19 protein-coding genes are annotated in these 19,494 nt (G+C 72.1%); 10 read left to right on the forward strand and 9 right to left on the reverse strand.

Features of this window, described 5'->3' with window-relative positions:
• Window positions 1-54: 54 nt before the first annotated feature.
• Both AC3AGO_RS06130 and AC3AGO_RS06135 read right to left on the reverse strand, forming a co-directional pair.
• Window positions 55-291, reverse strand: coding sequence for a DUF397 domain-containing protein (locus tag AC3AGO_RS06130; protein WP_487819093.1), 237 nt, complete (start codon window positions 289-291; stop codon window positions 55-57).
• A gap of 3 nt (window positions 292-294) precedes the next feature.
• Complete coding sequence (locus AC3AGO_RS06135) at window positions 295-1,164, reverse strand: helix-turn-helix domain-containing protein (RefSeq protein ID WP_487819094.1); 870 nt, start codon at window positions 1,162-1,164, stop codon at window positions 295-297.
• Between the two features lie 137 nt (window positions 1,165-1,301).
• Between AC3AGO_RS06135 and AC3AGO_RS06140 the strand changes: the two genes are divergently transcribed.
• Together AC3AGO_RS06140 and AC3AGO_RS06145 are read left to right on the forward strand one after the other, a co-directional pair.
• On the forward strand, window positions 1,302-1,823 hold the full coding sequence (locus tag AC3AGO_RS06140) for an ATP-binding protein (RefSeq protein WP_487819095.1): 522 nt from the start codon (window positions 1,302-1,304) through the stop codon (window positions 1,821-1,823).
• A gap of 229 nt (window positions 1,824-2,052) precedes the next feature.
• On the forward strand, window positions 2,053-3,006 hold the full coding sequence (locus AC3AGO_RS06145; RefSeq protein ID WP_487819096.1) for a DMT family transporter: 954 nt from the start codon (window positions 2,053-2,055) through the stop codon (window positions 3,004-3,006).
• A 102-nt stretch (window positions 3,007-3,108) separates the two neighbouring features.
• On the opposite strand, the gene AC3AGO_RS06150 is transcribed toward AC3AGO_RS06145, so the two are convergent.
• Window positions 3,109-4,581, reverse strand: coding sequence for an amino acid permease (locus AC3AGO_RS06150; RefSeq protein ID WP_487819097.1), 1,473 nt, complete (start codon window positions 4,579-4,581; stop codon window positions 3,109-3,111).
• A 310-nt stretch (window positions 4,582-4,891) separates the two neighbouring features.
• On the opposite strand from AC3AGO_RS06150, the gene AC3AGO_RS06155 reads away from it, so the two are divergent.
• Window positions 4,892-5,158, forward strand: coding sequence for an SGM_3592 family protein (locus tag AC3AGO_RS06155; RefSeq protein ID WP_487819098.1), 267 nt, complete (start codon window positions 4,892-4,894; stop codon window positions 5,156-5,158).
• A 138-nt stretch (window positions 5,159-5,296) separates the two neighbouring features.
• On the forward strand, window positions 5,297-6,355 hold the full coding sequence (locus tag AC3AGO_RS06160) for a sigma-70 family RNA polymerase sigma factor (RefSeq protein WP_487819099.1): 1,059 nt from the start codon (window positions 5,297-5,299) through the stop codon (window positions 6,353-6,355).
• A gap of 36 nt (window positions 6,356-6,391) precedes the next feature.
• Here AC3AGO_RS06160 and xylA read toward each other — a convergent pair whose 3' ends face one another.
• On the reverse strand, window positions 6,392-7,564 hold the full coding sequence (xylA, locus tag AC3AGO_RS06165) for a xylose isomerase (protein WP_487819100.1): 1,173 nt from the start codon (window positions 7,562-7,564) through the stop codon (window positions 6,392-6,394).
• Between the two features lie 110 nt (window positions 7,565-7,674).
• Here xylA and xylB point away from each other — a divergent pair, with 110 nt between their 5' ends.
• From xylB to AC3AGO_RS06180, 3 genes are all read left to right on the forward strand, one after another.
• Window positions 7,675-9,102 (forward strand): xylulokinase, encoded by a 1,428-nt coding sequence (xylB, locus tag AC3AGO_RS06170; RefSeq protein ID WP_487819101.1) that lies wholly within the window; start codon window positions 7,675-7,677, stop codon window positions 9,100-9,102.
• Between the two features lie 82 nt (window positions 9,103-9,184).
• Window positions 9,185-10,441, forward strand: coding sequence for an ROK family protein (locus AC3AGO_RS06175; protein WP_487819102.1), 1,257 nt, complete (start codon window positions 9,185-9,187; stop codon window positions 10,439-10,441).
• Between the two features lie 247 nt (window positions 10,442-10,688).
• Window positions 10,689-11,318 (forward strand): N-acetylmuramoyl-L-alanine amidase, encoded by a 630-nt coding sequence (locus AC3AGO_RS06180; RefSeq protein WP_487819103.1) that lies wholly within the window; start codon window positions 10,689-10,691, stop codon window positions 11,316-11,318.
• A 47-nt stretch (window positions 11,319-11,365) separates the two neighbouring features.
• On the opposite strand, the gene AC3AGO_RS06185 is transcribed toward AC3AGO_RS06180, so the two are convergent.
• Complete coding sequence (locus AC3AGO_RS06185; RefSeq protein WP_487819104.1) at window positions 11,366-11,797, reverse strand: MarR family winged helix-turn-helix transcriptional regulator; 432 nt, start codon at window positions 11,795-11,797, stop codon at window positions 11,366-11,368.
• A gap of 207 nt (window positions 11,798-12,004) precedes the next feature.
• Here AC3AGO_RS06185 and AC3AGO_RS06190 point away from each other — a divergent pair, with 207 nt between their 5' ends.
• Both AC3AGO_RS06190 and AC3AGO_RS06195 read left to right on the forward strand, forming a co-directional pair.
• The gene (locus AC3AGO_RS06190; protein WP_487819105.1) at window positions 12,005-13,462 is read left to right on the forward strand and encodes an acyl-CoA synthetase; all 1,458 of its coding nucleotides are present in this window, start codon (window positions 12,005-12,007) and stop codon (window positions 13,460-13,462) included.
• 12 nt (window positions 13,463-13,474) lie between these two features.
• The gene (locus tag AC3AGO_RS06195; RefSeq protein ID WP_487819106.1) at window positions 13,475-14,881 is read left to right on the forward strand and encodes a carboxyl transferase domain-containing protein; all 1,407 of its coding nucleotides are present in this window, start codon (window positions 13,475-13,477) and stop codon (window positions 14,879-14,881) included.
• 28 nt (window positions 14,882-14,909) lie between these two features.
• On the opposite strand, the gene AC3AGO_RS06200 is transcribed toward AC3AGO_RS06195, so the two are convergent.
• From AC3AGO_RS06200 to AC3AGO_RS06210, 3 genes are read right to left on the reverse strand one after another with little or no spacing between them, the layout of a single operon-like run.
• Window positions 14,910-15,968 carry an MsnO8 family LLM class oxidoreductase gene (locus tag AC3AGO_RS06200; RefSeq protein WP_487819107.1) on the reverse strand — a complete coding sequence of 353 codons (1,059 nt, stop codon included), beginning with the start codon at window positions 15,966-15,968 and terminating at the stop codon, window positions 14,910-14,912.
• A 24-nt stretch (window positions 15,969-15,992) separates the two neighbouring features.
• Window positions 15,993-16,727 (reverse strand): response regulator transcription factor, encoded by a 735-nt coding sequence (locus AC3AGO_RS06205; RefSeq protein ID WP_487819108.1) that lies wholly within the window; start codon window positions 16,725-16,727, stop codon window positions 15,993-15,995.
• On the reverse strand, window positions 16,724-17,920 hold the full coding sequence (locus tag AC3AGO_RS06210) for a sensor histidine kinase (protein WP_487819109.1): 1,197 nt from the start codon (window positions 17,918-17,920) through the stop codon (window positions 16,724-16,726). The genes AC3AGO_RS06205 and AC3AGO_RS06210 overlap by 4 nt, the downstream gene beginning before the upstream one ends.
• A 125-nt stretch (window positions 17,921-18,045) precedes the next feature.
• Between AC3AGO_RS06210 and AC3AGO_RS06215 the strand changes: the two genes are divergently transcribed.
• Window positions 18,046-18,264 carry a hypothetical protein gene (locus tag AC3AGO_RS06215; RefSeq protein WP_487819110.1) on the forward strand — a complete coding sequence of 73 codons (219 nt, stop codon included), beginning with the start codon at window positions 18,046-18,048 and terminating at the stop codon, window positions 18,262-18,264.
• On the opposite strand, the gene AC3AGO_RS06220 is transcribed toward AC3AGO_RS06215, so the two are convergent.
• Window positions 18,239-19,468, reverse strand: a complete 1,230-nt coding sequence (locus AC3AGO_RS06220) for an FAD-dependent monooxygenase (RefSeq protein ID WP_487819111.1) — start codon at window positions 19,466-19,468, stop codon at window positions 18,239-18,241. The two genes, AC3AGO_RS06215 and AC3AGO_RS06220, sit on opposite strands and share 26 nt — an antisense overlap.
• Between the last annotated feature and the right edge of the window lie 26 nt (window positions 19,469-19,494).

The raw sequence follows: 19,494 nt of genomic DNA on the forward strand, positions 1-19,494 counted from the left end.
TCCCTCCGTCACTCTGGTGCGTGTGCAATGCGGTTCATCACGCCGGGCGGTTCATCACGCCAGCAGGAAGTCGGCCTCGCCCGCCTTCGCACCCCGGATGAACTCCTCCATCTCCTGCGGGGAGTAGATCAGCGCCGGGCCCGCCGGGTCGGTGGACTGGCGCAGCGCCACCCGGCCGTCGGCGAGCTTCAGCGCCTCCACGCAGCTTCCCCCGTTGCCGCCGCTCCAGGGCTTGCGCCAGCCCTCCCTGGCGAGCTGTTCGGCGGGCATGCCGTTGTAGATGTGAACCATGATTCACAGCTCCTTGCGCATCGCACTGAGAATCGCCCCGGTCCGGGCGACTGGCGCGGCCTGAGCGCACATCCGGTCGAGCGCTTCGAGGAACGCGGTGACGTCCGCACGTTCGTCGAAGTAGACGGCGCCGACCAGACTCTCCGCGCAGGCGACGTCGGGAAGTTCTTCGATGGGGAACCGGAAGAGATGGAAGGGGCCGTACATCGCGGAGTGCGGCCCCGCGCTGAACGGCAGGATCTGCAACCGGACTTGGGGCTGTGCGGTGGCCTCGATGAGGTGGTCGATCTGTTCGCGCATGACGGCGGGGCCGCCTATGGGGCGGCGCAGCACCGTCTCGTCGAGCACAGTCCAGAGCATGGGGGGATTCTCGCGGCGCAGTACGGCCTGACGCTCCATCCGGAGGGCCACCTGGCGCCGCACTTCCTCCTCCGGGACGTGCGGCATGCCGGCGCGCAGGACTGCCCGCGCGTACGCCTCGGTCTGCAGCAGACCCGGCACGTAGTGCGGCTCGTACGCGCGGATGAGGTCGGACTCGCTCTCCAGACTGACGAAAGCACTGAACCATTCGGGCAGTACGTCGCGGTAACGGTGCCACCATCCGGGCCGGTTGGCCTGCCGGGCCAGCGCGACGAACTCCTCTATGTCGTCCGGGCCGCTGACTCCGTACGTGCCCAACAGCTTCTCGACGTACGGGACTTTGAGGCCGACTTCGGCCTTCTCCATCCTGCGCACCGTGGCGTGTGTGACGTCCAGGGCCCGTGCGGCCTGCTCGTACGACAGTCCGGCCTTCTCGCGCAGGTGCTGCAGCCGCTTGCCGAGCACCACCCGCAGCACGGTGGGGGCGCCGCCGCCCGTCCGCGAGTCCGCCACTACCGCTCGCCTCCAACTGACGTCATGGTTCCGCAGTTTGGCACGACGGCCCGTACAGCGACAGCCTGGTATCCACGATTCTGCAAATTACAGAATGATCCTTGCCAGCACCCTGTGAGCAGCCGCATAGTGGTCCGGTGGCTTCCCCCCATGACGCCCTCCGCGACACTGTCCTCGACGCCCTCGACTTCGAACGCCGGGGCGCGGCTCCGCTCGCCCTCCCGCTGCGCGACGCGTTCCATCTGCCCGCCCTCAACACGTCCGTCGCGACCGCGCGCAGGCTGGTGACGGACCGGCTGCGCGAGTGGCATGTCGACCAGGAGTCCCGCGAGGACGCCCAGTTGCTGGTGTCGGAGCTGTTCACGAACGCCGTGCGGCACACTGCCAGCGAGCGTGTCAGCTGCGAACTGTGGGTGATAGGGGTGCGGTTGCGGCTGGAGGTCACCGACCAGGGGGGCGGTGCCGGCGCCTCGGCCCCGGACACGGCCGCGGCGGAGCCCGGCGCGGAGACCGACACCGAGGGGGAGGGCGGCCGCGGCCTGCTGCTGGTCAGCGTGCTGGCCGACGAGTGGGGGATCCGCCCCGAGGGGGAGGACGAAGAGGGCGACAAGGGCCACGCCGTGTGGGCGGAGCTGCCCTGCACCCGCACTCTCCGCTGACGTACCGCACGCTGTACGCTGCCCGTCATGGACACCACGTACTGGCACACGGTCACCCCGCCTCCCGCGTCCCTCTGAGGGCGCACTTCCGGGCGGCTCCCGCCCGTACCGGTCCGGCAGCCCGAGGCATCGGCGGTCCCTGAGGACCGCGCGCCTGTGCTGCCGTTTTCTGTTGCGCCCCATCCGTCTTCGCCCTTAACGGACTTCAACGGATCAGGACGCATCCCGTATGTCTTCTCCCTCTTCCGCCGCGCCCGCGCGCGTGGCCCCGGCGCGGCCCGCGCGCGCTGCCGCCGGACCGCTGCTCATCCTCATCGCTGCCACCCTGTGGGGCACCACCGGCACGGCCGCCAGTTTCGCTCCGGACGGTGCGTCGTCACTGTCCATCGGGGCGGCCACGATGGGGCTGGGCGGTCTGCTCACGCTGCTGCTGGCCGGCCGCTCCGTGTGGGGCGTGCTGCGCGGTGGACGCACGACAGTTCTGCACGCGCTGCTGGGCGGACTGGCCGTCACCGTCTACCCGTTGGCCTTCTACACGTCGATGGCCTGGGCGGGGGTCGCCACCGGCACGGTGGTCACCATCGGCTCGTCGCCCGTCTTCGCGGCGCTGCTGGAGCGCCTCCTGGACGGCACCCGGCTCACCGTGCGCTGGATGGCCGCGACCGTGTCCGCCGGCGTCGGCTGCACGGCGCTGGTGCTCACCGGGCACGGGGGCGACGCGGCGGGCAGCAACATCGCGGGCGGCGTGGCCCTGGGGCTGCTCGCCGGTGCCTCGTACGCGGTGTACACCTGCTCCGGGTCGGCGGTCATCCGCGCGGGCCACTCGTCCCGCGCGTCGATGGGTGCGCTGTTCGGCCTGGGCGCGCTGGCGCTGCTGCCGGTGTTCGCGCTGACCGGCGGCCCGCTGCTGAGCGGGGCGCACGGGATCGCCGTCGTCGGCTATCTGGCCGTCGTACCGATGTTCCTGGCGTACGTGGCCTTCGGTGCGGGACTGGCGCGGGTCTCCCCCAGTTCGGCCACCACCCTCTCGCTGTTCGAGCCGGTGGTCGCCGCGGCGCTGGGTGTCGTGGTCGTCGGTGAACGGCTCGGCGGCTGGGCCTGGACGGGCATCGCGCTGGTGCTGGCAGGACTGCTGATACTCACCGTGGGACGCCGCACGGGGGCGGACCCGGCGGCCTCCTGAACGAAAGGAGGGGCCGTGCGGGCCGGATCTCTCCGGTGCGCACGGCCCCTCCCGGCAGGGCCCCTCCATTGCGGCCCTGCCAGTACGGCAGGGAGCGGCAGTTCAGCTCTTGCCCGCGCCCTCTCCGGACGCGGAGACGGCGGTGTCCGCGCCGGCCGGCCTGTTCGCGACCGCGCGCCGCTGGCGGTAGATCCCGAGCAGCAGCACCAGTGCGCCGACCGCGACGGACAGCACCATCTGCTTGCGGCCCTCGGGGTCGTAGAACATGTAGCCCACGACGAAGAGGATGAGCCCGATCGTCGCGTACGTCAGATACGGGTAGAGCCACATGCGCACCGTGTGCCGCTCCGGCATGTCACGCTCGATGACCTTGCGCATCCGCAGCTGCGAGAAGCAGATGACCAGCCACACGAACAGCGCGACGGCACCGGACGAGTTGAGCAGGAACTCGAACACGGTGTCCTTGGCGGTGTAGTTGAAGATGACGGCGACGAAGCCCACGGCGACCGACGACCAGATCGCGGCCGCAGGGACGCCTCGCCGGTTCACCTGGCCGAAGGACTTCGGCGCGTCACCGCGCTGCCCCAGCGAGAAGGCCATGCGGGAGGCCGTGTACAGACCGGAGTTGAGGCAGGACAGCACGGCGGTCACCACGATGACGTCCATGATGGTGCCGGCGTGCGGGATGCCGATCTGGTTCAGCGCGGCGACGTACGGGCCGTCTGTCAGCAGTTCCTTGGAGTTCCACGGCAGCAGCGTCACGACGACGAGGATGGATCCCAGGTAGAACGTGCCGATGCGCCAGATGACGCTGTTGGTCGCACGGCGCACCATCTTCGACGGCTCGGCCGACTCGCCCGCGGCGAGCGTCACGATCTCGCTGCCCATGAACGAGAAGACGACGAGCAGCATGCCGGAGAGGATCGCGCCGGGGCCGTGCGGCAGGAATCCGCCGTGTCCCGTGAGGTTCGTGGTCCCGGCCGCTTCCGTGCCGGGCAGTACGCCGAAGACGGCGAGTCCGGCGATCACGATGAACGCGACGATCGCGACGACCTTGATGCCCGCGAACCAGAACTCGAACTCCCCGTAGGAGCCCACCGAGGCCAGGTTGGTCGCGGTCAGCACCACCATCACGAGGAGCGACCAGGCCCACTGCGGTACCCCGGGGACCCACGATTCGAGGATGGCGGCCGCGGCCGTCGCCTCGACGGCGAGCACGACGGCCCAGAAGAACCAGTAGAGCCAGCCGATGGTGAAGCCCGCCCAGCGGCCCAGCGAGCGGTCCGCGTAGGTGGAGAAGGACCCGGAGGCCGGGTCTGCCGCCGCCATTTCGCCGAGCATCCGCATGACCAGCACGACGAGCGTGCCGGCGAGCGCGTACGACAGGAGGATGCCGGGGCCCGCCTTGGCGATGCCCGCCCCGGAGCCCACGAAGAGGCCGGCGCCGATGACACCGCCGATCGCGATCATCGACAGATGCCGGTTCTTCAGCCCCGCTTTGAGCGTGTCTCCGGAGGAGCCCTCCGTGGGAGGGGGATCCGCTGTGTGTGCCGGGCCCGGCGCTTGCTGAACCATGGAACCGTTCCTTTGATTTCCGGGGTGAGGACCCCGTACCGACCCATGTCCGTCGTCTCCTTGTGGGATGCGGGCCATGGGTTCGTCACATCAATGCGCCACTAGAACCCGGTTCCCGGCACACGGTCAATGTGATCCACAACACTTGAACGGCGCCGGATCCCGACCGTGCGCAAATGTCCGCGATGCGGCTCCGCCGGAACACCTGTCCCCGCCGCGACGTTCTCCTTTTACCGGGTCTTGACCGGCGCACCGGCGCAGAGCCGCCCGGATGCGCGGAAGCACGGACACACCGGCACGGAGGCTGCTCATGCACGACGGACCGCAGGACAGGGACGGGCGAGCCGAAGGCGGTGACGACGCGGAGAACACCTGGGACGAGACCGAGCTGGACGAGGAATTCGTCCGCGGGGCCGAGGTGTCGGAGCCCGCGGCCCGCACACGGATGCTGCGCGAGCGCTGGCGCGACAGCCCGCCGGAGCCGCAGCCGTGGCGTGCCGACGAGCCGCCGGCCGGCTGGTTCTTCAGCAAGGCGCGCCGCAGGTCCCGGAGGAGGCGCAGGCGTGACGAGGGATGAGGCGGAAGCGGTACGGCATCCGCAGGTGTCGGAAAGCGCTGCGGGTCACCGACATTCGTACGTCATCGCCCTGATTGTCAGTGGAAGCTGTTAGAACCATGCCTGTGCAGCGGTACGACCCGGCGAAGGGCGGAGACCATGGCTGACAGCACCCCAGGCACGGCGGCGGAGAGGCCCGTCACGGACTCCGACGCGCCGGATCCCGGCGCGGCGGGCGACGACCTGCTCGGTCTCGCGTATCCGTACCGCCGCGAGCTGCTGGCGCACTGCTACCGCATGCTCGGCTCGGTGCACGACGCCGAGGACCTGGTGCAGGACACCTATCTGCGCGCGTGGCGTGCGGCCGACCGTTTCGAGGGCCGTTCCTCGCTGCGTACGTGGCTGTACCGGATCGCGACCAACGCCTGTCTGACGGCCATCGAGAGCCGGGGCCGGCGCCCGCTGCCGTCCGGCCTGGGCTCGCCCGGCGATCCGGACCGCACTGTCGTCGAGGCGCCCGAAGTGCCGTGGCTGGAGCCGCTTCCGGACGCCCTGGTGGGCGGGACGCCGCACGACGCGGATCCGGCCGCCGTGACGGTCTCCCGGTCGAGCACGCGGCTGGCGCTGATGGCGGCGCTGCAGCATCTTCCGGCGCGTCAGCGCGCGGTGCTGCTGCTGCGCGACGTGCTGAAGTGGAAGGCCGCGGAGGTGGCCGAGCTGCTGGACACGACGACCGCGAGCGTCAACAGCGCGCTGCAGCGGGCCCGTGCGCAGCTGGAGAAGACGGCGCCGGTCGAGGAGGAGATGACCGAGCCCACCGACCCCGAGCAGCGCCGTCTGCTCGACCGGTACGCGGCGGCCTTCGAGGCCTCCGACATCGCCGCCGTGGTCAAACTGCTGCGCGAGGACGCGGTGTGGGAGATGCCGCCGTTCCCCGAGTGGTTCAGCGGCAGGGAGTCCATAGGCCGGCTCATCAGCACGCAGTGCCCGATCGGTCCCGGCGAGGGTCTGATGCTGCCGACGTCCGCCAACGGCCAGCCCGCCTTCGCGCTGTACAGCCGCCATGAGGGCGGCGACTACCGCCCGTTCCACCTCCAGGTGCTCACGCTGGACGGGGACCGGGTGCGGCACGTCGCCGCGTTCTTCGGGGACGACCTGTTCGCGTGGTGCGGTCTGCCCGCCAGCATCCCCGCGGACGCCGGGGACTCGGCCGGATAGCCGCGCCCCCGGCGCACGGGATACCGGGAAGGGTGCTCAGCCGCGGACGCCCAGCAGGTGGTCCATGGCGAGCTGGTCCAGCCGCTCGAACGCCATGCCGCGCTCCGCTGCCGCCCCGGCGTCGAAGTCCTCGAACGTGCTGCGGTCGGCGAGCAGTTGCGCCGCGGTCTCGCCGGTGCCGAGGGTGGGCTGTGCCAGCTCGTCCACGCGCGAGTCCGCCAGGGCCTGCCGCACTTCGGGGTCGGCGCGGAAGGCGGCCGAACGCTCGCGCAGGATGAGGTAGTTGCGCATGCAGCCGGCGGCCGACGCCCACACGCCCTCGTAGTCCTCGGTGCGCGGCGGCTTGAAGTCGAAGTGCCGCGGCCCGTCGTATCCGGCGCGCTCCAGCAGGTCGACCGTCCAGAAGGCCTGCCGCAGGTCTCCGGCGCCGAAGCGCAGATCCTGGTCGTACTTGATGCCGGACTGGCCGTTCAGGTCGAGGTGGAAGAGCTTGCCGGCCCACAGGGCCTGGGCGATGCCGTGCGGGAAGTTCAGCCCGGCCATCTGCTCGTGCCCCACCTCGGGGTTGACGCCGAACAGTTCGGGGCGCTCCAGCCGTTCGATGAAGGCGAGGGCGTGCCCGACGGTGGGCAGCAGGATGTCCCCGCGCGGCTCGTTGGGCTTGGGCTCGATGGCGAACCGCAGCCCGTAGCCCTGCTCCGTGACGTAGTCGGCGAGCAGGTCGAAGGCTTCCTTCATCCGGTCCAGCGCTGCCCGAACGTCCTTGGCGGCGCCGGATTCGGCGCCCTCGCGGCCGCCCCAGGCGACGTAGGTGTGGGCACCCAGTTCGGCGGCGAGGTCGATGTTGCGCAGGGTCTTGCGCAGGGCGTACCTGCGGATGTCGCGGTCGTTCGCGGTGAACGCGCCGTCCTTGAAGACCGGGTGGGTGAAGAGGTTGGTCGTGGCCATCGGGACGGTCATGCCGGTGGCGTCGAGCGCCTGCCGGAAGCGCTTGACGTGTGCTTCCCGTTCGACGTCCGTCGAGCCGGCGGGTATGAGGTCGTCGTCGTGGAACGTGACGCCGTGCGCGCCGAGTTCGGACAGCTTCCGTACGGCGTCGGCGGGGTCGAGGGCCGTGCGGCAGGCGTCCCCGAAGGGGTCGCGGCCCTGCCAGCCGACCGTCCACAGACCGAAGCTGAACTTGTCCTCCGGGACCGGCTGGTAGTTCATCGTCGCCTCTTTCTCCGCACACGGTGTCGTGCGCGACGCTATTCGTCATGGCCGTTGACAAATTAGTATGCGCTCACGAGCCGCACGAGGGAAGAGGGAGTCGGAACCCCATGTCCGCACCAGAAGGACCACTCGTCATCGGCGTGGACAGCTCCACGCAGTCGACCAAGGCGCTCGTCGTGGACGCCGCCACGGGCACGGTCGTCGCCCGCGGCCAGGCCGCCCATCCGGCCGGCGCGGAGCCGGGCCATGAGACCGACCCGCGCGAGTGGTGGGACGCGCTGCAGTCCGCCCTCGACCAGTGCGGACGGCCGGCGCGCGAAGCGTCCGCCGTGTCGGTGGGCGGCCAGCAGCACGGCCTGGTCACCCTGGACGCGGACGGCAGCCCCGTCCGCCCCGCGCTGCTGTGGAACGACGTGCGCTCCGCACCCCAGCGCGACCGCCTGGTGGGCCAGTTGGGCGGCCCGAAGGCGTGGGCGGACCGCGTCGGCAGTGTGCCCCCCACCTCCTTCACGGTCACCAAGTGGGCCTGGCTGCGCGAGAACGAGCCGGAGGCCGCGGCGGCGACGGCGGCCGTACGGCTGCCGCACGACTATCTGACCGGACGGATGACCGGCGAGGGCACCACCGACAGGGGCGACGCGTCGGGCACCGGATGGTGGGCCACCTCGACGGGCACGTACGACGAGGAGATCCTCGGCCTGGTCGGCCTGGACCCCGGACTGCTCCCGCGGGTCCTCTCCCCCGGCGAGGCAGCCGGCACCGTACGCGCCGGACTGCCGCTCCCCGAGGGCGCACTCGTCGCCACCGGGACCGGCGACAACATGGCCGCGGCCCTGGGACTCGGGCTGCCGCCGGGACAGCCCGTCCTGAGCCTCGGTACCTCGGGCACCGTGTACGCCGTCTCCCCGCACCGGCCCGCGGACCCCACGGGAACCGTCTCCGGGTTCGCCGACGCGCGCGGCGACTGGCTGCCACTCGCCTGCACCCTCAACTGCACGCTCGCCGTTGACAAGTTGGCCGCACTGCTCGGCCTCGACAGGGAAGCCGTCGAACCGGGCGGTGAACTGACAGTCCTGCCGTTCCTGGACGGCGAACGGACACCCGACCTGCCGTACGCCTCGGGGCTGCTGACCGGACTGCGGCACGACACCACGGGAGGCCGGCTGCTCCAGGCCGCGTACGACGGAGCGGTGTTCGCCCTGCTGCGCGCCCTCGACGAGGTGCTGGACGAGGACGCGGGACAGGACGCTCCCCTGCTGCTGATCGGCGGCGGCGCGAAGGGCACCGCCTGGCGCGAGACGGTGCGCAGGCTGTCGGGGCGGCCCGTACAGGTGCCGCGCGCCGAGGAGTTGGTCGCCCTCGGCGCCGCGGCCCAGGCGGCCGGACTGCTGCTCGGCGAGGACGCCGCGGCAGTGGCACGCCGCTGGAACACGGCCGAGGGCCCCGCCTACGACGCGGTCCCCCGCGACGACGCCACGATGGAGCGGCTCGCCGACACGCTGGCGGGAGCGGATACGCTGCTGCGCCGGCACTGACACCGTCCGGCAGTACCCCGCACCCCGTTCGACCCCCGGGCCCGCAGCACAGCAGTCCCCGAATCCGCAAGGAGTCCGTCCGATGGCAGCTCCGGCGCCCACCTCGCAGCAGGAGATGCGGCGGCGCAACCTCTCCCGCGTGCTGTACGCGGTCGCCGAGGGCGGGCCCGTCTCGCGCGCGGACGTCGCCGTGCGGATCGGGCTCACGCGGGCGGCCGTCTCCACGCTGGTCGACGAACTGCTGCGGGCCGGGCTGCTCGTGGAGCTCGGCCCGGGCCGCTCCAGCGGGGTCGGCCGCCCCGGCAGCGCCCTCGCCCTCGCCGACCGCGGACCCTGCGGCATGGGCGCGGAGATCGGCGTCGACCATCTGACCGTCTGCGCCGTCGACTTGCGCGGCCGGGTGCGGGCCCGCGTCCGCGAGGAAGGCTCGTACCGCGCCAGTGACCCGGCTGCCGTTCTCGGCCGGCTCGGTCAACTGGTGCGGCAGACGGGCGAGGAGGCGGAGGCGGAAGGACTGCGGCCCGCCGGGCTGGCCGTGGCCGTGCCGGGGCTCGTGGCCCGCGAGACGGCGACCGTGGTGCGCGCCCCGAACCTGGGCTGGCAGCACACCGGCATCGACGGACTGCTCACAGGGCCGCTCCCGCTCACCGTCGACAACGAGGCGAACTTCGGCGCGCTGGCCGAACTGTGGCTCGCCGGCGACAGTACGGACGGTACGGACGGGGCGACCGGCACCGCGGCACCGGCCGGCAACTTCATCCACGTCTCCGCACAGATCGGCATCGGCGCCGGCATCGTGCTCGACGGTGAACTCCTGCGCGGCACACGGGGCTTCGCCGGAGAGCTCGGACACGTTCCCGTGTGGCCGGAGGGCCCCGCCTGCCCGTGCGGCGGACGCGGCTGCCTGGAGCAGTACGCCGGGGAGTCCGCACTCCTGCGCGCCGCCGGCGTCGAGGACCCGGGCACCCGCGGTGCGGCGCTCACCGCGCTCACCGACCGCGCCGCCGGCGGGGACGCCGCGGCACGGCGCGCACTCCGTACGGCGGGAAAGGCGCTCGGCATCGCACTGTCCGGCACGGTCAACCTGCTGGACCCCCGCTCCGTCGTGCTCGGCGGAACGCTGGCGCTCCTCCAGGAGTGGCTCCTGCCGCCGCTGGAACGGGAGCTGGCACGGCGCACCGCCGTACCGGACGCGGCACCCGCCGTGACGGTCTCGGCCCTCGGCCCCGACGGTCCGCTGCTGGGCGCGGCACACGCGGTCGTACGGACCGTTCTCGACGACCCGCTCGCCCCGGCGCCGTCACAGGTTTCCTACGCCCCGGCGCGAGGGCGGGCGTAGGGCGCGCACTGCCGCGCGCCTCCTGACGGCCCGTCGCCGTCCGTACGGACGGCTGAGGTTGGTCTCACCACGCGTCATGCGTGCCCACGAGGTGACCGCTGTGACCACGGACGTTCACGGACGGGACACGCGATGGCCTTTCCGGTCAGTCTTGGCAACACATGGTCGGGGTGCGACGATCGACGCGCGTCAACTTGTCATGCACGTGTCCCACGTCCCCGCTCGTCCCCACCCCACTGGAGACACGATGAGTCCTGCACGACGCCACTCCTCCCCCACCGTTCCCTCACGCCGCACACTGCTGCGCGGCGGGCTGGCCTTCGGGGCAGCCGCCTCCACCGCCGCCGTCACCACCCTCCCCGCGTCCGCCCGCGGCGGATCGCCCCTCGGGACGGCATACCCCGACACCGAGTGGATCCCGGCCCACTCGTCGAACTACACGTCCGCCTCACGTCCCGCGCAGTACCCGGTCAGATTCGTCATCGTGCACGTCACACAGGGCAGTTACGCGGGAACCCTGCAACATTTCCGGAACCCGAAAGCGAAGGTTTCCGCGCACTACGTCATCCGTTCCGGAGACGGTCACATCGCACAGACGGTGCGCGAGAAGGACGTCTGCTGGCACGCGGGCAACTGGGACTACAACCTGTGCAGCATCGGCATCGAACACGAGGGCCTCGTCGACGACCCGAAGTGGTTCACCGAAGCGATGTACAAGTTCTCCGCCGCACTGACGGCCGCGGTCTGCGACCGGTACGCGATCCCGAAGACCCGGCAGCACATCATCGGCCACAACGAGGTCCCCGGCGCCGACCACACCGACCCGGGAAAATTCTGGGACTGGACCCGCTACATGAAGCTGGTCGCCGCCGCGTGACCGTGCCGCCCGGGGCCGTCCGCACGGCAGCCCCGGGCGACGGCACGTCAGCTCTCGGCGCCCGCCGTCTCGTTGTACCGGCCGAGGTAGTCCGCGAACCGGTCCAGGTCCTCGCCGGACCAGTCCGCCAGCCGCTCCCGGAACACCGCCGTACGCGCCGAGTGCGCCTGCGCGAGTGCGGCCCGGCCCGCATCCGTGAGGTCGAGAACGTGCACCCGCTGGTCGTCGGGATCCGGCCGGTGCGCCACATATCCGAGCTCCTTGAGCGCGGTGACCTGCCGGCTGACGGTGGACTTGTCGAGCATGTAGTGCGCCGCGAGATCCGTGGCGCGGCAGCCCTGCTGTTCCTCCAGATGTGCGAGCAGGGTGAACGACACCAGCGACAGCTCGGGGTGGAGGTGTGCTGCTGTCGCGCGGGCACGGCGCGCGAAGGCGGTGAGCTCCCGCTGAATGGTGGTGATGGAGTCATCCCGAGACATGGTTGTATAGTACAACCCATAGTGCGGCGCGGGACGGGAAACCGCCGCACGTCACCGAGTTCGTGATGCCCGGCTCCGCCGGAGCACTCTTCGGTCCCCGGGTTCCGCCGGGCCCCGAGTACTGTCCGGCGTCCCCTCCTGCGGCACGGGGGCGGCACCTGATGAGATGCTGACGGGCCGAGAGACGAGATCACGAAGGAGCCCCGGGTGTCCCTGCTCTTCCCCGCGCTGCACGCGGCGTCCTCACACACCGCGCTGCAATTCGGTGACCGCTCGCTCAGCTACCGGCAGCTCGCCGACGCCGCGTCGCATGTGGCCTCCCGCATCGACGAGGCCGGACGGGTCGCGGTCTGGGCCACCCCCACGCTGGAGACGGGTGTCGGCGTGGTGGCCGCACTGCTGGCGGGCGTGCCGGCCGTCCCGGTCAACCCGAAGAGCGGCGAGCGGGAACTCACGCACATCGTCAACGACAGTCAGCCGTCCACCGTACTCGCCGCCCCGGACGCGGAACTCCCCAAGGAACTCGCGGGGTTGCACCGTACGGACATCGTCGTCGAGCCCGAGGACGACGGTCCGCCGTGGCAGCCGCTGGCCGAGCCCGCCCACGAGTCGGCCGCGCTGATCGTCTACACGTCGGGCACCACGGGGCCGCCGAAGGGTGTGGTGCTCTCCCGCCGTGCGATCGCCAGCTCGCTGGACGCGCTCGAGGACGCGTGGCAGTGGACGGACAAGGACGTGCTGGTGCACGGCCTTCCGCTGTTCCACGTGCACGGCCTGATCCTCGGCGTGCTCGGCCCGCTGCGGCGCGGCGGAACGCTGCGCCACCTGGGCCGGTTCAGCACCGAGGGCGTGACCCGGGAGCTGTCCTCCGGGGGGACGATGCTGTTCGGCGTGCCGACCATGTACCACCGGATCACCGAGGCGCTGGACACCGACCCGGAGCTGGCCCAGGCGCTGTCCGGCGCGCGCCTGCTGGTGTCGGGCTCGGCCGCGCTGCCGCTCCCGGACCACGAGCGGATCGCCGAGGCCACCGGCCGGCATGTAGTCGAGCGGTACGGCATGACCGAGACCCTCATGAACACCAGCGTGCGCGCGGACGGTGAGCCGCGGCCCGGTACGGTCGGACTGCCGTTGAAGGACGTCGACGTCCGTCTGGTCGACGAGGCGGGTGCGCGGATCACCGCGCAGGACGGCGAGACTGTCGGCGAGGTGGAGGTGCGCGGGCCGAACCTGTTCACCGAGTACCTCAACCGGCCGGATGCGACCGCTGAAGCGTTCGACGGTGGCTGGTTCCGCACCGGCGACATGGCGGCGCTCGACCCGGACGGCTACGTACGGCTGGTCGGCAGGAAGGCCACCGATCTCGTCAAGAGCGGCGGCTACAAGATCGGCGCGGGCGAGATCGAGAACGTGCTGCTGGCGCACCCCGGGGTGGCCGAAGCGGCGGTGGCCGGTGAACCCGACCCGGACCTGGGCGAGCGCGTCGCGGCGTGGATCGTGCCCGCCGACCCCGGAAACCCGCCCGCCGAGGACGAGTTGGCCTCGTACGTGGCCGACCAGCTCTCCCCGCACAAGCGGCCGCGCACCGTACGGTTCGTGGACACTCTGCCCCGCAACGACATGGGCAAGGTGCTGAAGCGGGAGCTGCCCGGCAGGGACGGCTGAGGCGGGGCCGGCATGACGCAGCAGCCCGAGCGGCCCGGCGCCCGCGCGGTCCTGGACGCCGTGGCGGAGGAGTTCACCGAACTGCCCGTCCCGGCACCGCCCGTTCCGCCCGGAGGCGCGCGGGACAACGGCGCGCAGGACAACGGCGCACAGGACAGCGGCGCGCAGGACGGCCCGATCGGCTGGGAGGGCTACGGCGCGGCGCTGACCCGCGCGCGGGAGCGGACCGGCGAGCGCGAGTCGGTCGTGTGCGGGACCGGCACGGTGGACGGCACTCAAGCAGTGCTGATCGCCTTCGAGTTCGGCTTTCTCGGCGGCTCGCTCGGCGAACGCACGGGGGACCTGATCGAGGCGGCGTTCGTCCACGCGCGCACACGACGGCTGCCTGTCGTCTCCCTCGTCGCGACCGGCGGCAGCCGCATGCAGGAAGGCATGCGCGCGCTGGTCCAACTGCAGCGCGTCGCACGCCAGTCGGCGCTCACCCGGGAGGCGGGGCTGCCGCAGGTCGCCGTGGTGCGCGACCCGGCGACGGGCGGCGGCTGGGCGACACTCGCCGCGGGAGCCGACGTCACTCTCGCGCTCCCCGGCGCGCAGGCGGGGTTCGCGGGCTCGCGCGTACGCCCGCAGGGCGCCGCCCCCGAGGCGTACACCGCCGAGGGCCAGTTGGACGCCGGACAGATCGACGCACTCGTCGCACCCGACGAGCTGCGCACCGTACTGGGCCGCTGGCTGGCGCTCCTCACGGCGCACGGCGGGGAGCGCGCCGGCCCTCCGTACGCGCTGGGCGGCAGCCACCTGCCGGCCACCGGATGGGATGCGGTCGAGCAGGCGCGCGCGGACGAACGGATGCGCGCCGACGCCTATCTGGACGCGCACTTCGCCTGGCGCGAGGAGCTCGGCGGGGATCGCTGCGGCGGGGTGGACGACGGAGTGCGGTGCGGCTTCGGCCGGCTGCCGGACGGTGGCACGGTCGCGTACGCGGCACAGTGCGGCACGCCGACACGTCCTGCGGGCTTCCGTACGGCGTCACGGCTGATCCGTCTCGCGGGCCGGCTGGGCATCCCGGTGCTGACCCTCGTCGACACGTCGGGCGCCGACAACACTCCGGCAGCCGAACGGGCGGGCGCCGGGGCGGCCATCGCCGACTGTTTCGCCGCGGTGGCGTCCTCTCCGGTGCCGGTGACCACGCTCGTCGTCGGCGAGGGCGGTTCCGGTGGCGCACTGGCGCTCGCCGACCCGGACAACATGTGGGTCACGCCGGACAGTTACTTCTCGGTGATAGCTCCCGAGTCCGCCGCGGCCATCCTGAAGCGGGACGCGGACCGCGTGCGGGCCACGGCCGGGCAGCTGCGGCTGCGGCCGCAGGACCTGGTGGAGCTCGGTGTCGCACGGGGCGTCGTGGGGCCCGCACCGCAGTGAGGGGCGTTCCCCGCGCGCGTGTGCCCGGTCAGGCCGCTGCGGGAACTCCGGGGCGGGCCGGGGCGGTTCCGGCGAGGTGTGCCAGGCGCCGGTAGGAGTCCAGCCGTGCGGCGGGGTCGTGGGTGTTGAGGGTGATGAGCAGTTCGTCGGCGCCCGTACGGCCGGTCAGTCCGGCGAGCGCGGCGGCCATCTGCTCCTCGGTGCCGCGCAGTTGTGACTGGCGGGCCTCCGTGAACAGTTTGTGCTCCCGCTCGGTCATCCGGCGCCCTGTCACCTCCGAGGCGGTCTCCAGCGGCGCGAAGACGCCCTGTGTGCGGGACACGACGGTCGACCAGGCCTCGGGAATCTGCAGCAGTTCGGCCTCTTCCGCGGTCTCCGCGACGGCGGCGTTGACCGCCACGACGACGTACGGCTCGGAGGACTGTGCGGAGGACCGAAAGGCTGACCGGTATTCCCCGACGGCCTCCAGGGTGCGCGACTCGTCCCGGTGCGCGGCGATGATCAGGGGCAGGCCCCGCCGTGCCGCCGTGCCGGCGCCCGAGCCGACGGCGAGGACGAAGGCGGGCACCCGCAGCCCCTCGGCCGGGAGGGCGCGCACGGGCCCGTCGCCCGTGAAGTAGCCGAGCAGTTCGGTGAGCTGCTCCTCGAAGTGTGCGGCGGCTTCCTTGCCGGTGCCCAGCGCCTTGCGCACGCCGTCGGTGAAGCCCACGGAGCGGCCGAGCCCCATGTCGATGCGGCCCGGGTACAGCGACTCCAGGACGCCGAACTGCTCGGCGACGACGAGAGGCTGATGGTTGGGCAGCATGACGCCGCCGGTGCCCACGCGGATGCGCGAGGTGGCGGCGGCGACCGCGGCGGCGAGGACGGTGGGGGCCGACCCGGCCACGCCGGGGACGCCGTGGTGCTCGGCGACGAGGAAGCGGTGGTAGCCGAGCTCCTCCGCCTGCCGTGCGAACGTGACGGTCTCGCGCAGCGCGTGTGCGGGGTGCTCGCCCTGCCGGGTGAGGGCGCGGTCGAGCACGGACAGCCGGGTGCTGCCCAGCGGCGCGTGCCGCTGTGTGGCCTGGTGCGGAGCGGAGGATGTCACCTTCCGTACAACGCGTGCCGCGGCTCAGGATTCCCTTACGCCGTCGGGCGGTCCGGCCGCGCCGTCGTCGTACGGTCCGGCCTCGTCGTCGAGCAGTCCCGCGTCGTGCACGAGCAGGGCGATCTGGACGCGGTTGTTGAGGTCCAGCCTGTTGAGGATGCGGGACACGTGGGTCTTGACGGTGGGGACGCCCATGTAGAGGGCGGCGGCGATCTCCGCGTTGGCCTGGCCCCGGCCGACGGCGACCGCGACTTCCCGTTCCCGTCCGGCGAGGGAGCCGAGCGCCGTACGGGCCCGTTCGCGGCGAGTGTCCTGTCCCGATCCGGCCACATGCCGGATCAGCCGGCGGGTGACCGCGGGCGAGAGCACGGGTTCGCCGGCGGCGACCTTCCGTACGGCGTCCACGATGCCGGCGGGCGGGGTGTCCTTCAGCAGGAAGCCCGCCGCGCCGGCGCGGAGTGCGCGCAGGACGTGCGCGTCGGCGTCGAACGTGGTGAGCACGATGACTTCCGGCGGCCGCGGCCGTGCGCGCAGTGCCTCGGTGGCCGCCAGGCCGTCCAGTTCGGGCATCCGGATGTCCATCAGCACGACGTCGGGTGCGAGCCGGTCGGCCAGAGACGGAACCTCGGTCCCGTCGGACGCCTCCCCCGCGATCTCGATGTCGTCCAGTCCGCCGAGCATCAGCCGCAGTCCTGCACGTACCAGCGGATCGTCGTCGACGAGGAGGACGCGCACAGTGCGCGCGGAGGGCACGGTCATGCCGACCACGGTAGCCAGGCGGTCAGCAGGAAGACGCCGTCGTCCGTCCTGTGCTCGAACGTCCCTCCGGCGAGTGCGACCCGTTCGGCCAGCCCGGCGAGCCCCTGCCCGGAGCCGGGGATCGGCGCACCGTCCGGTCTGTCAGCCTCCTGCCCCTGGGTGCCCTCTGTGAGCGCGTTGCGGATCCGTACGGACAGTCCGTCGCCGGGAGCGCCTTCCACTCTGACCGTCACCTCCGAACCGGGGGCGTGCTTGCGGGCGTTGGTGAGCCCTTCCTGGACGATCCGGTAGACGGTGCGCCCGGTTGTGTGCGGCACGGTGCCGGGGTCGCTGACATGTTGTTCCAGTACGACGTGTGTGCCGGCGTCGTCGGCTTCCCCCGCCAGCCGCGGCAGGTCGGTCAGTGTGGGCTGCGGCCGTCCGCCTGTCTGTCCGGTGTCGTGCGGTCCGGCACGCAGTACGCCGATGACCTCGCGCAGTTCCTCCAGCGCGCGGTGTGCGCTGTCCCGGATGACGCCCGCCGCGGTGGCGATGTCGCCGGCTGGTGCGTCGGGGCGGTACTCCAGCGCTCCCGCGTGCACGCTCAGCAGGGACAGCCGGTGGGCGAGGACGTCGTGCATCTCCCGCGCGATGGCTTCCCTGGTGGCGCGCTGCGTCTGTTCCACCCGCAACGCGGCCTCGGCTTCCGCCCGTTCGGCACGTTCCTTGAGGGAAGCGACCAGCTGGCGCCGCGACCGTACGAACAGTCCCCACCCGACGGCTCCCGCGATCAGCACGAAACCGATGAACAGGTTTGCCGCGGCAGTCAGTCCGGGCTCGGGCCGTACGAGCTGCTGGACGGGCAGTGCGGCGAGGGCGCCGGCGCTCACCAGGGCCGTGGTCCGGAACGGACGGTGCACGGCCACGGTGAACATGGCCGCCAGCTGCGGGCCGCTCACGAAGTGGGAGAACAGGGAGAGCGGGATGAGCGCCACCGCCAGCACGACCGGGCACCGGCGGCGCAGGAAGAGCGCGCAGCAGGCGACCGCGCCGGCGATCTGGTCGGCGAGGAGCACACCTTCCGACCTGCCGGGGTTGTTGAGGGTGGCCTCGGAGGTCAGCACGCTGAACGCCGCGGCCAGCAGGAAGGCGCCGACGTCGACGGCCAGGTCACGCCGGGAGCGGCGCCGGGGTGCGGCGAGGGGACGGGCCATGCCGCCCGAATCTACTGGGCTCCGGGCCCGGTTCCGCCGAGCGCGTGCCGACCGGATACCTATGTCGCCGCCGCCGGTACTTTCGGCGGACGAGCGGCCCGGGACGGCGCTCCTACGCTCCCGGCATGAGGAATCTGCTGGGGTTCATCTCCTTCGTACTGATCGCCCAGGGCGCCGGCGGGATCGTCCACGCCTTCTTCGGATGGTTCGACCTGTGGACGGTCGTCCACCGGATCGGCTTCCTGGACGGCTACGAGATCTTCGCGTGTGTCGTGCTGATCGTGCTGGGGGTGGCCGTGGGGGCCGCCTCGGACAAGGTCAGGGGTCCGGCGTGGCCGCGGTGACGGGCCGGTCCCAGTCGATCCGGTAGTGCGTGAGCCACGCCGTACTGCCGGCCGACGCGGGGGCGCCCTTGCGGAGCCTGCTCTCGACCTCGGCGTCGCGCCGTTCCCGCTCGGCGGCCGCGGGGATGGAGCGGCCGCTCATGCGCGCGCTCTCCGCCACGACGCGTTCCACGCGGTCCCTGCGCAGCCGCTCGTACGCCGTGAACGCGGCCCGGTGGTCCGGGAGATCGCGCAGGCACTTGGCGAGCACCACGCTGTCCTCGATGGCCATGGAGGCGCCCTGCCCCGCGTTGGGCGCCGCCGCGTGCGCGGCGTCGCCGAGGACGACCGTGCGGCCGCGGTGCCAGACGGGCGTACTGGCGAGGTCGTACGCGTTGCTGGCGACGATGTCCTCTCCGGTGGCGCCGACGGTCTCGGCGGCCGGGGAGTCGTCGTCGGCGAACAGTCCCGCGATGTGGTCGCGCCATTCCGCGGCCGGCCGTGCCAGCTGCTCCTTGGTGAGTTCGTCGCCGGGGGTGTTGGCGAACCACCAGGTCTCGCCGTCGGGTGCGCGGGTGCAGCCGAGGAAGGCCCGCTTGCCGTAGATCATCCGGTAGGTGCCCACGGCCGGCACGGCGTCGGGGCGGACATCGCGCGCGTAGCCGCAGACGGTGATCTGGCCGGTGTGCCGGGGCTGCGGGGCGCCGGCGTCGATGAGAGTGCGGGTAAGGGAGTGGATGCCGTCGGCTCCGATGAGCAGATCGCCCGTGGCGCTGCTGCCGTCGGCGAAGTGCGCGGTGACGCCGTCGGGCGTCTGTTCCGTACCGGTGAGCCGTTTGCCGTGCTCGATGGTGATGCCGCGGCGTGCGGCCTCGTCGTGCAGCACACGGTAGAGGGTGGCGCGCTTGAGGGTGTGCGGGCCGAGCGGTGTGTGGCCGTCCTCGGAAGCTTCCCCTCCGGACGCCGGACGGGAGCCGAGGAGCCGTCCGTCGTGCGCGAGCAGTTCGGTGGTGTCGGCGGGGAACGAGGCGTCCAGTACGGCCTGTTGGGCGCCGATGGTGCGCAGGGCCTCCAGGCCGTTGCCGAAGAGCACGAGGAAGGCGCCCACGTCGTCGGCTCCGGTGGGGTACGCCTCGTGGACCGTCGAGCTGATGCCCGCCTTGCGCAGCGCCATCGCCGTCACCGCTCCGGCTATGCCACCGCCTGCGATCAGGGCGTGGGTCATGGGGCCTCCCGGCTCTCGGCGCGCAG

The sequence above is a fragment of the Streptomyces sp. BL1 genome, assembly GCF_057628045.1.

What these genes read in the sequence shown, in the direction of transcription:
- AC3AGO_RS06155 (WP_487819098.1), top strand. Translation starts at nt 4,892, where the DNA reads ATGCACGACGGACCGCAGGACAGGGACGGGCGAGCCGAAGGCGGTGAC.
- AC3AGO_RS06195 (WP_487819106.1), top strand. Translation starts at nt 13,475, where the DNA reads ATGACGCAGCAGCCCGAGCGGCCCGGCGCCCGCGCGGTCCTGGACGCC.
- AC3AGO_RS06220 (WP_487819111.1), bottom strand. Translation starts at nt 19,468, where the DNA reads ATGACCCACGCCCTGATCGCAGGCGGTGGCATAGCCGGAGCGGTGACG.
- xylB (WP_487819101.1), top strand. Translation starts at nt 7,675, where the DNA reads ATGTCCGCACCAGAAGGACCACTCGTCATCGGCGTGGACAGCTCCACG.
- AC3AGO_RS06205 (WP_487819108.1), bottom strand. Translation starts at nt 16,727, where the DNA reads ATGACCGTGCCCTCCGCGCGCACTGTGCGCGTCCTCCTCGTCGACGAC.
- AC3AGO_RS06130 (WP_487819093.1), bottom strand. Translation starts at nt 291, where the DNA reads ATGGTTCACATCTACAACGGCATGCCCGCCGAACAGCTCGCCAGGGAG.
- AC3AGO_RS06145 (WP_487819096.1), top strand. Translation starts at nt 2,053, where the DNA reads ATGTCTTCTCCCTCTTCCGCCGCGCCCGCGCGCGTGGCCCCGGCGCGG.
- AC3AGO_RS06185 (WP_487819104.1), bottom strand. Translation starts at nt 11,797, where the DNA reads ATGTCTCGGGATGACTCCATCACCACCATTCAGCGGGAGCTCACCGCC.
- xylA (WP_487819100.1), bottom strand. Translation starts at nt 7,564, where the DNA reads ATGAACTACCAGCCGGTCCCGGAGGACAAGTTCAGCTTCGGTCTGTGG.
- AC3AGO_RS06160 (WP_487819099.1), top strand. Translation starts at nt 5,297, where the DNA reads ATGGCTGACAGCACCCCAGGCACGGCGGCGGAGAGGCCCGTCACGGAC.
- AC3AGO_RS06180 (WP_487819103.1), top strand. Translation starts at nt 10,689, where the DNA reads ATGAGTCCTGCACGACGCCACTCCTCCCCCACCGTTCCCTCACGCCGC.
- AC3AGO_RS06150 (WP_487819097.1), bottom strand. Translation starts at nt 4,581, where the DNA reads ATGGTTCAGCAAGCGCCGGGCCCGGCACACACAGCGGATCCCCCTCCC.
- AC3AGO_RS06175 (WP_487819102.1), top strand. Translation starts at nt 9,185, where the DNA reads ATGGCAGCTCCGGCGCCCACCTCGCAGCAGGAGATGCGGCGGCGCAAC.
- AC3AGO_RS06215 (WP_487819110.1), top strand. Translation starts at nt 18,046, where the DNA reads ATGAGGAATCTGCTGGGGTTCATCTCCTTCGTACTGATCGCCCAGGGC.
- AC3AGO_RS06210 (WP_487819109.1), bottom strand. Translation starts at nt 17,920, where the DNA reads ATGGCCCGTCCCCTCGCCGCACCCCGGCGCCGCTCCCGGCGTGACCTG.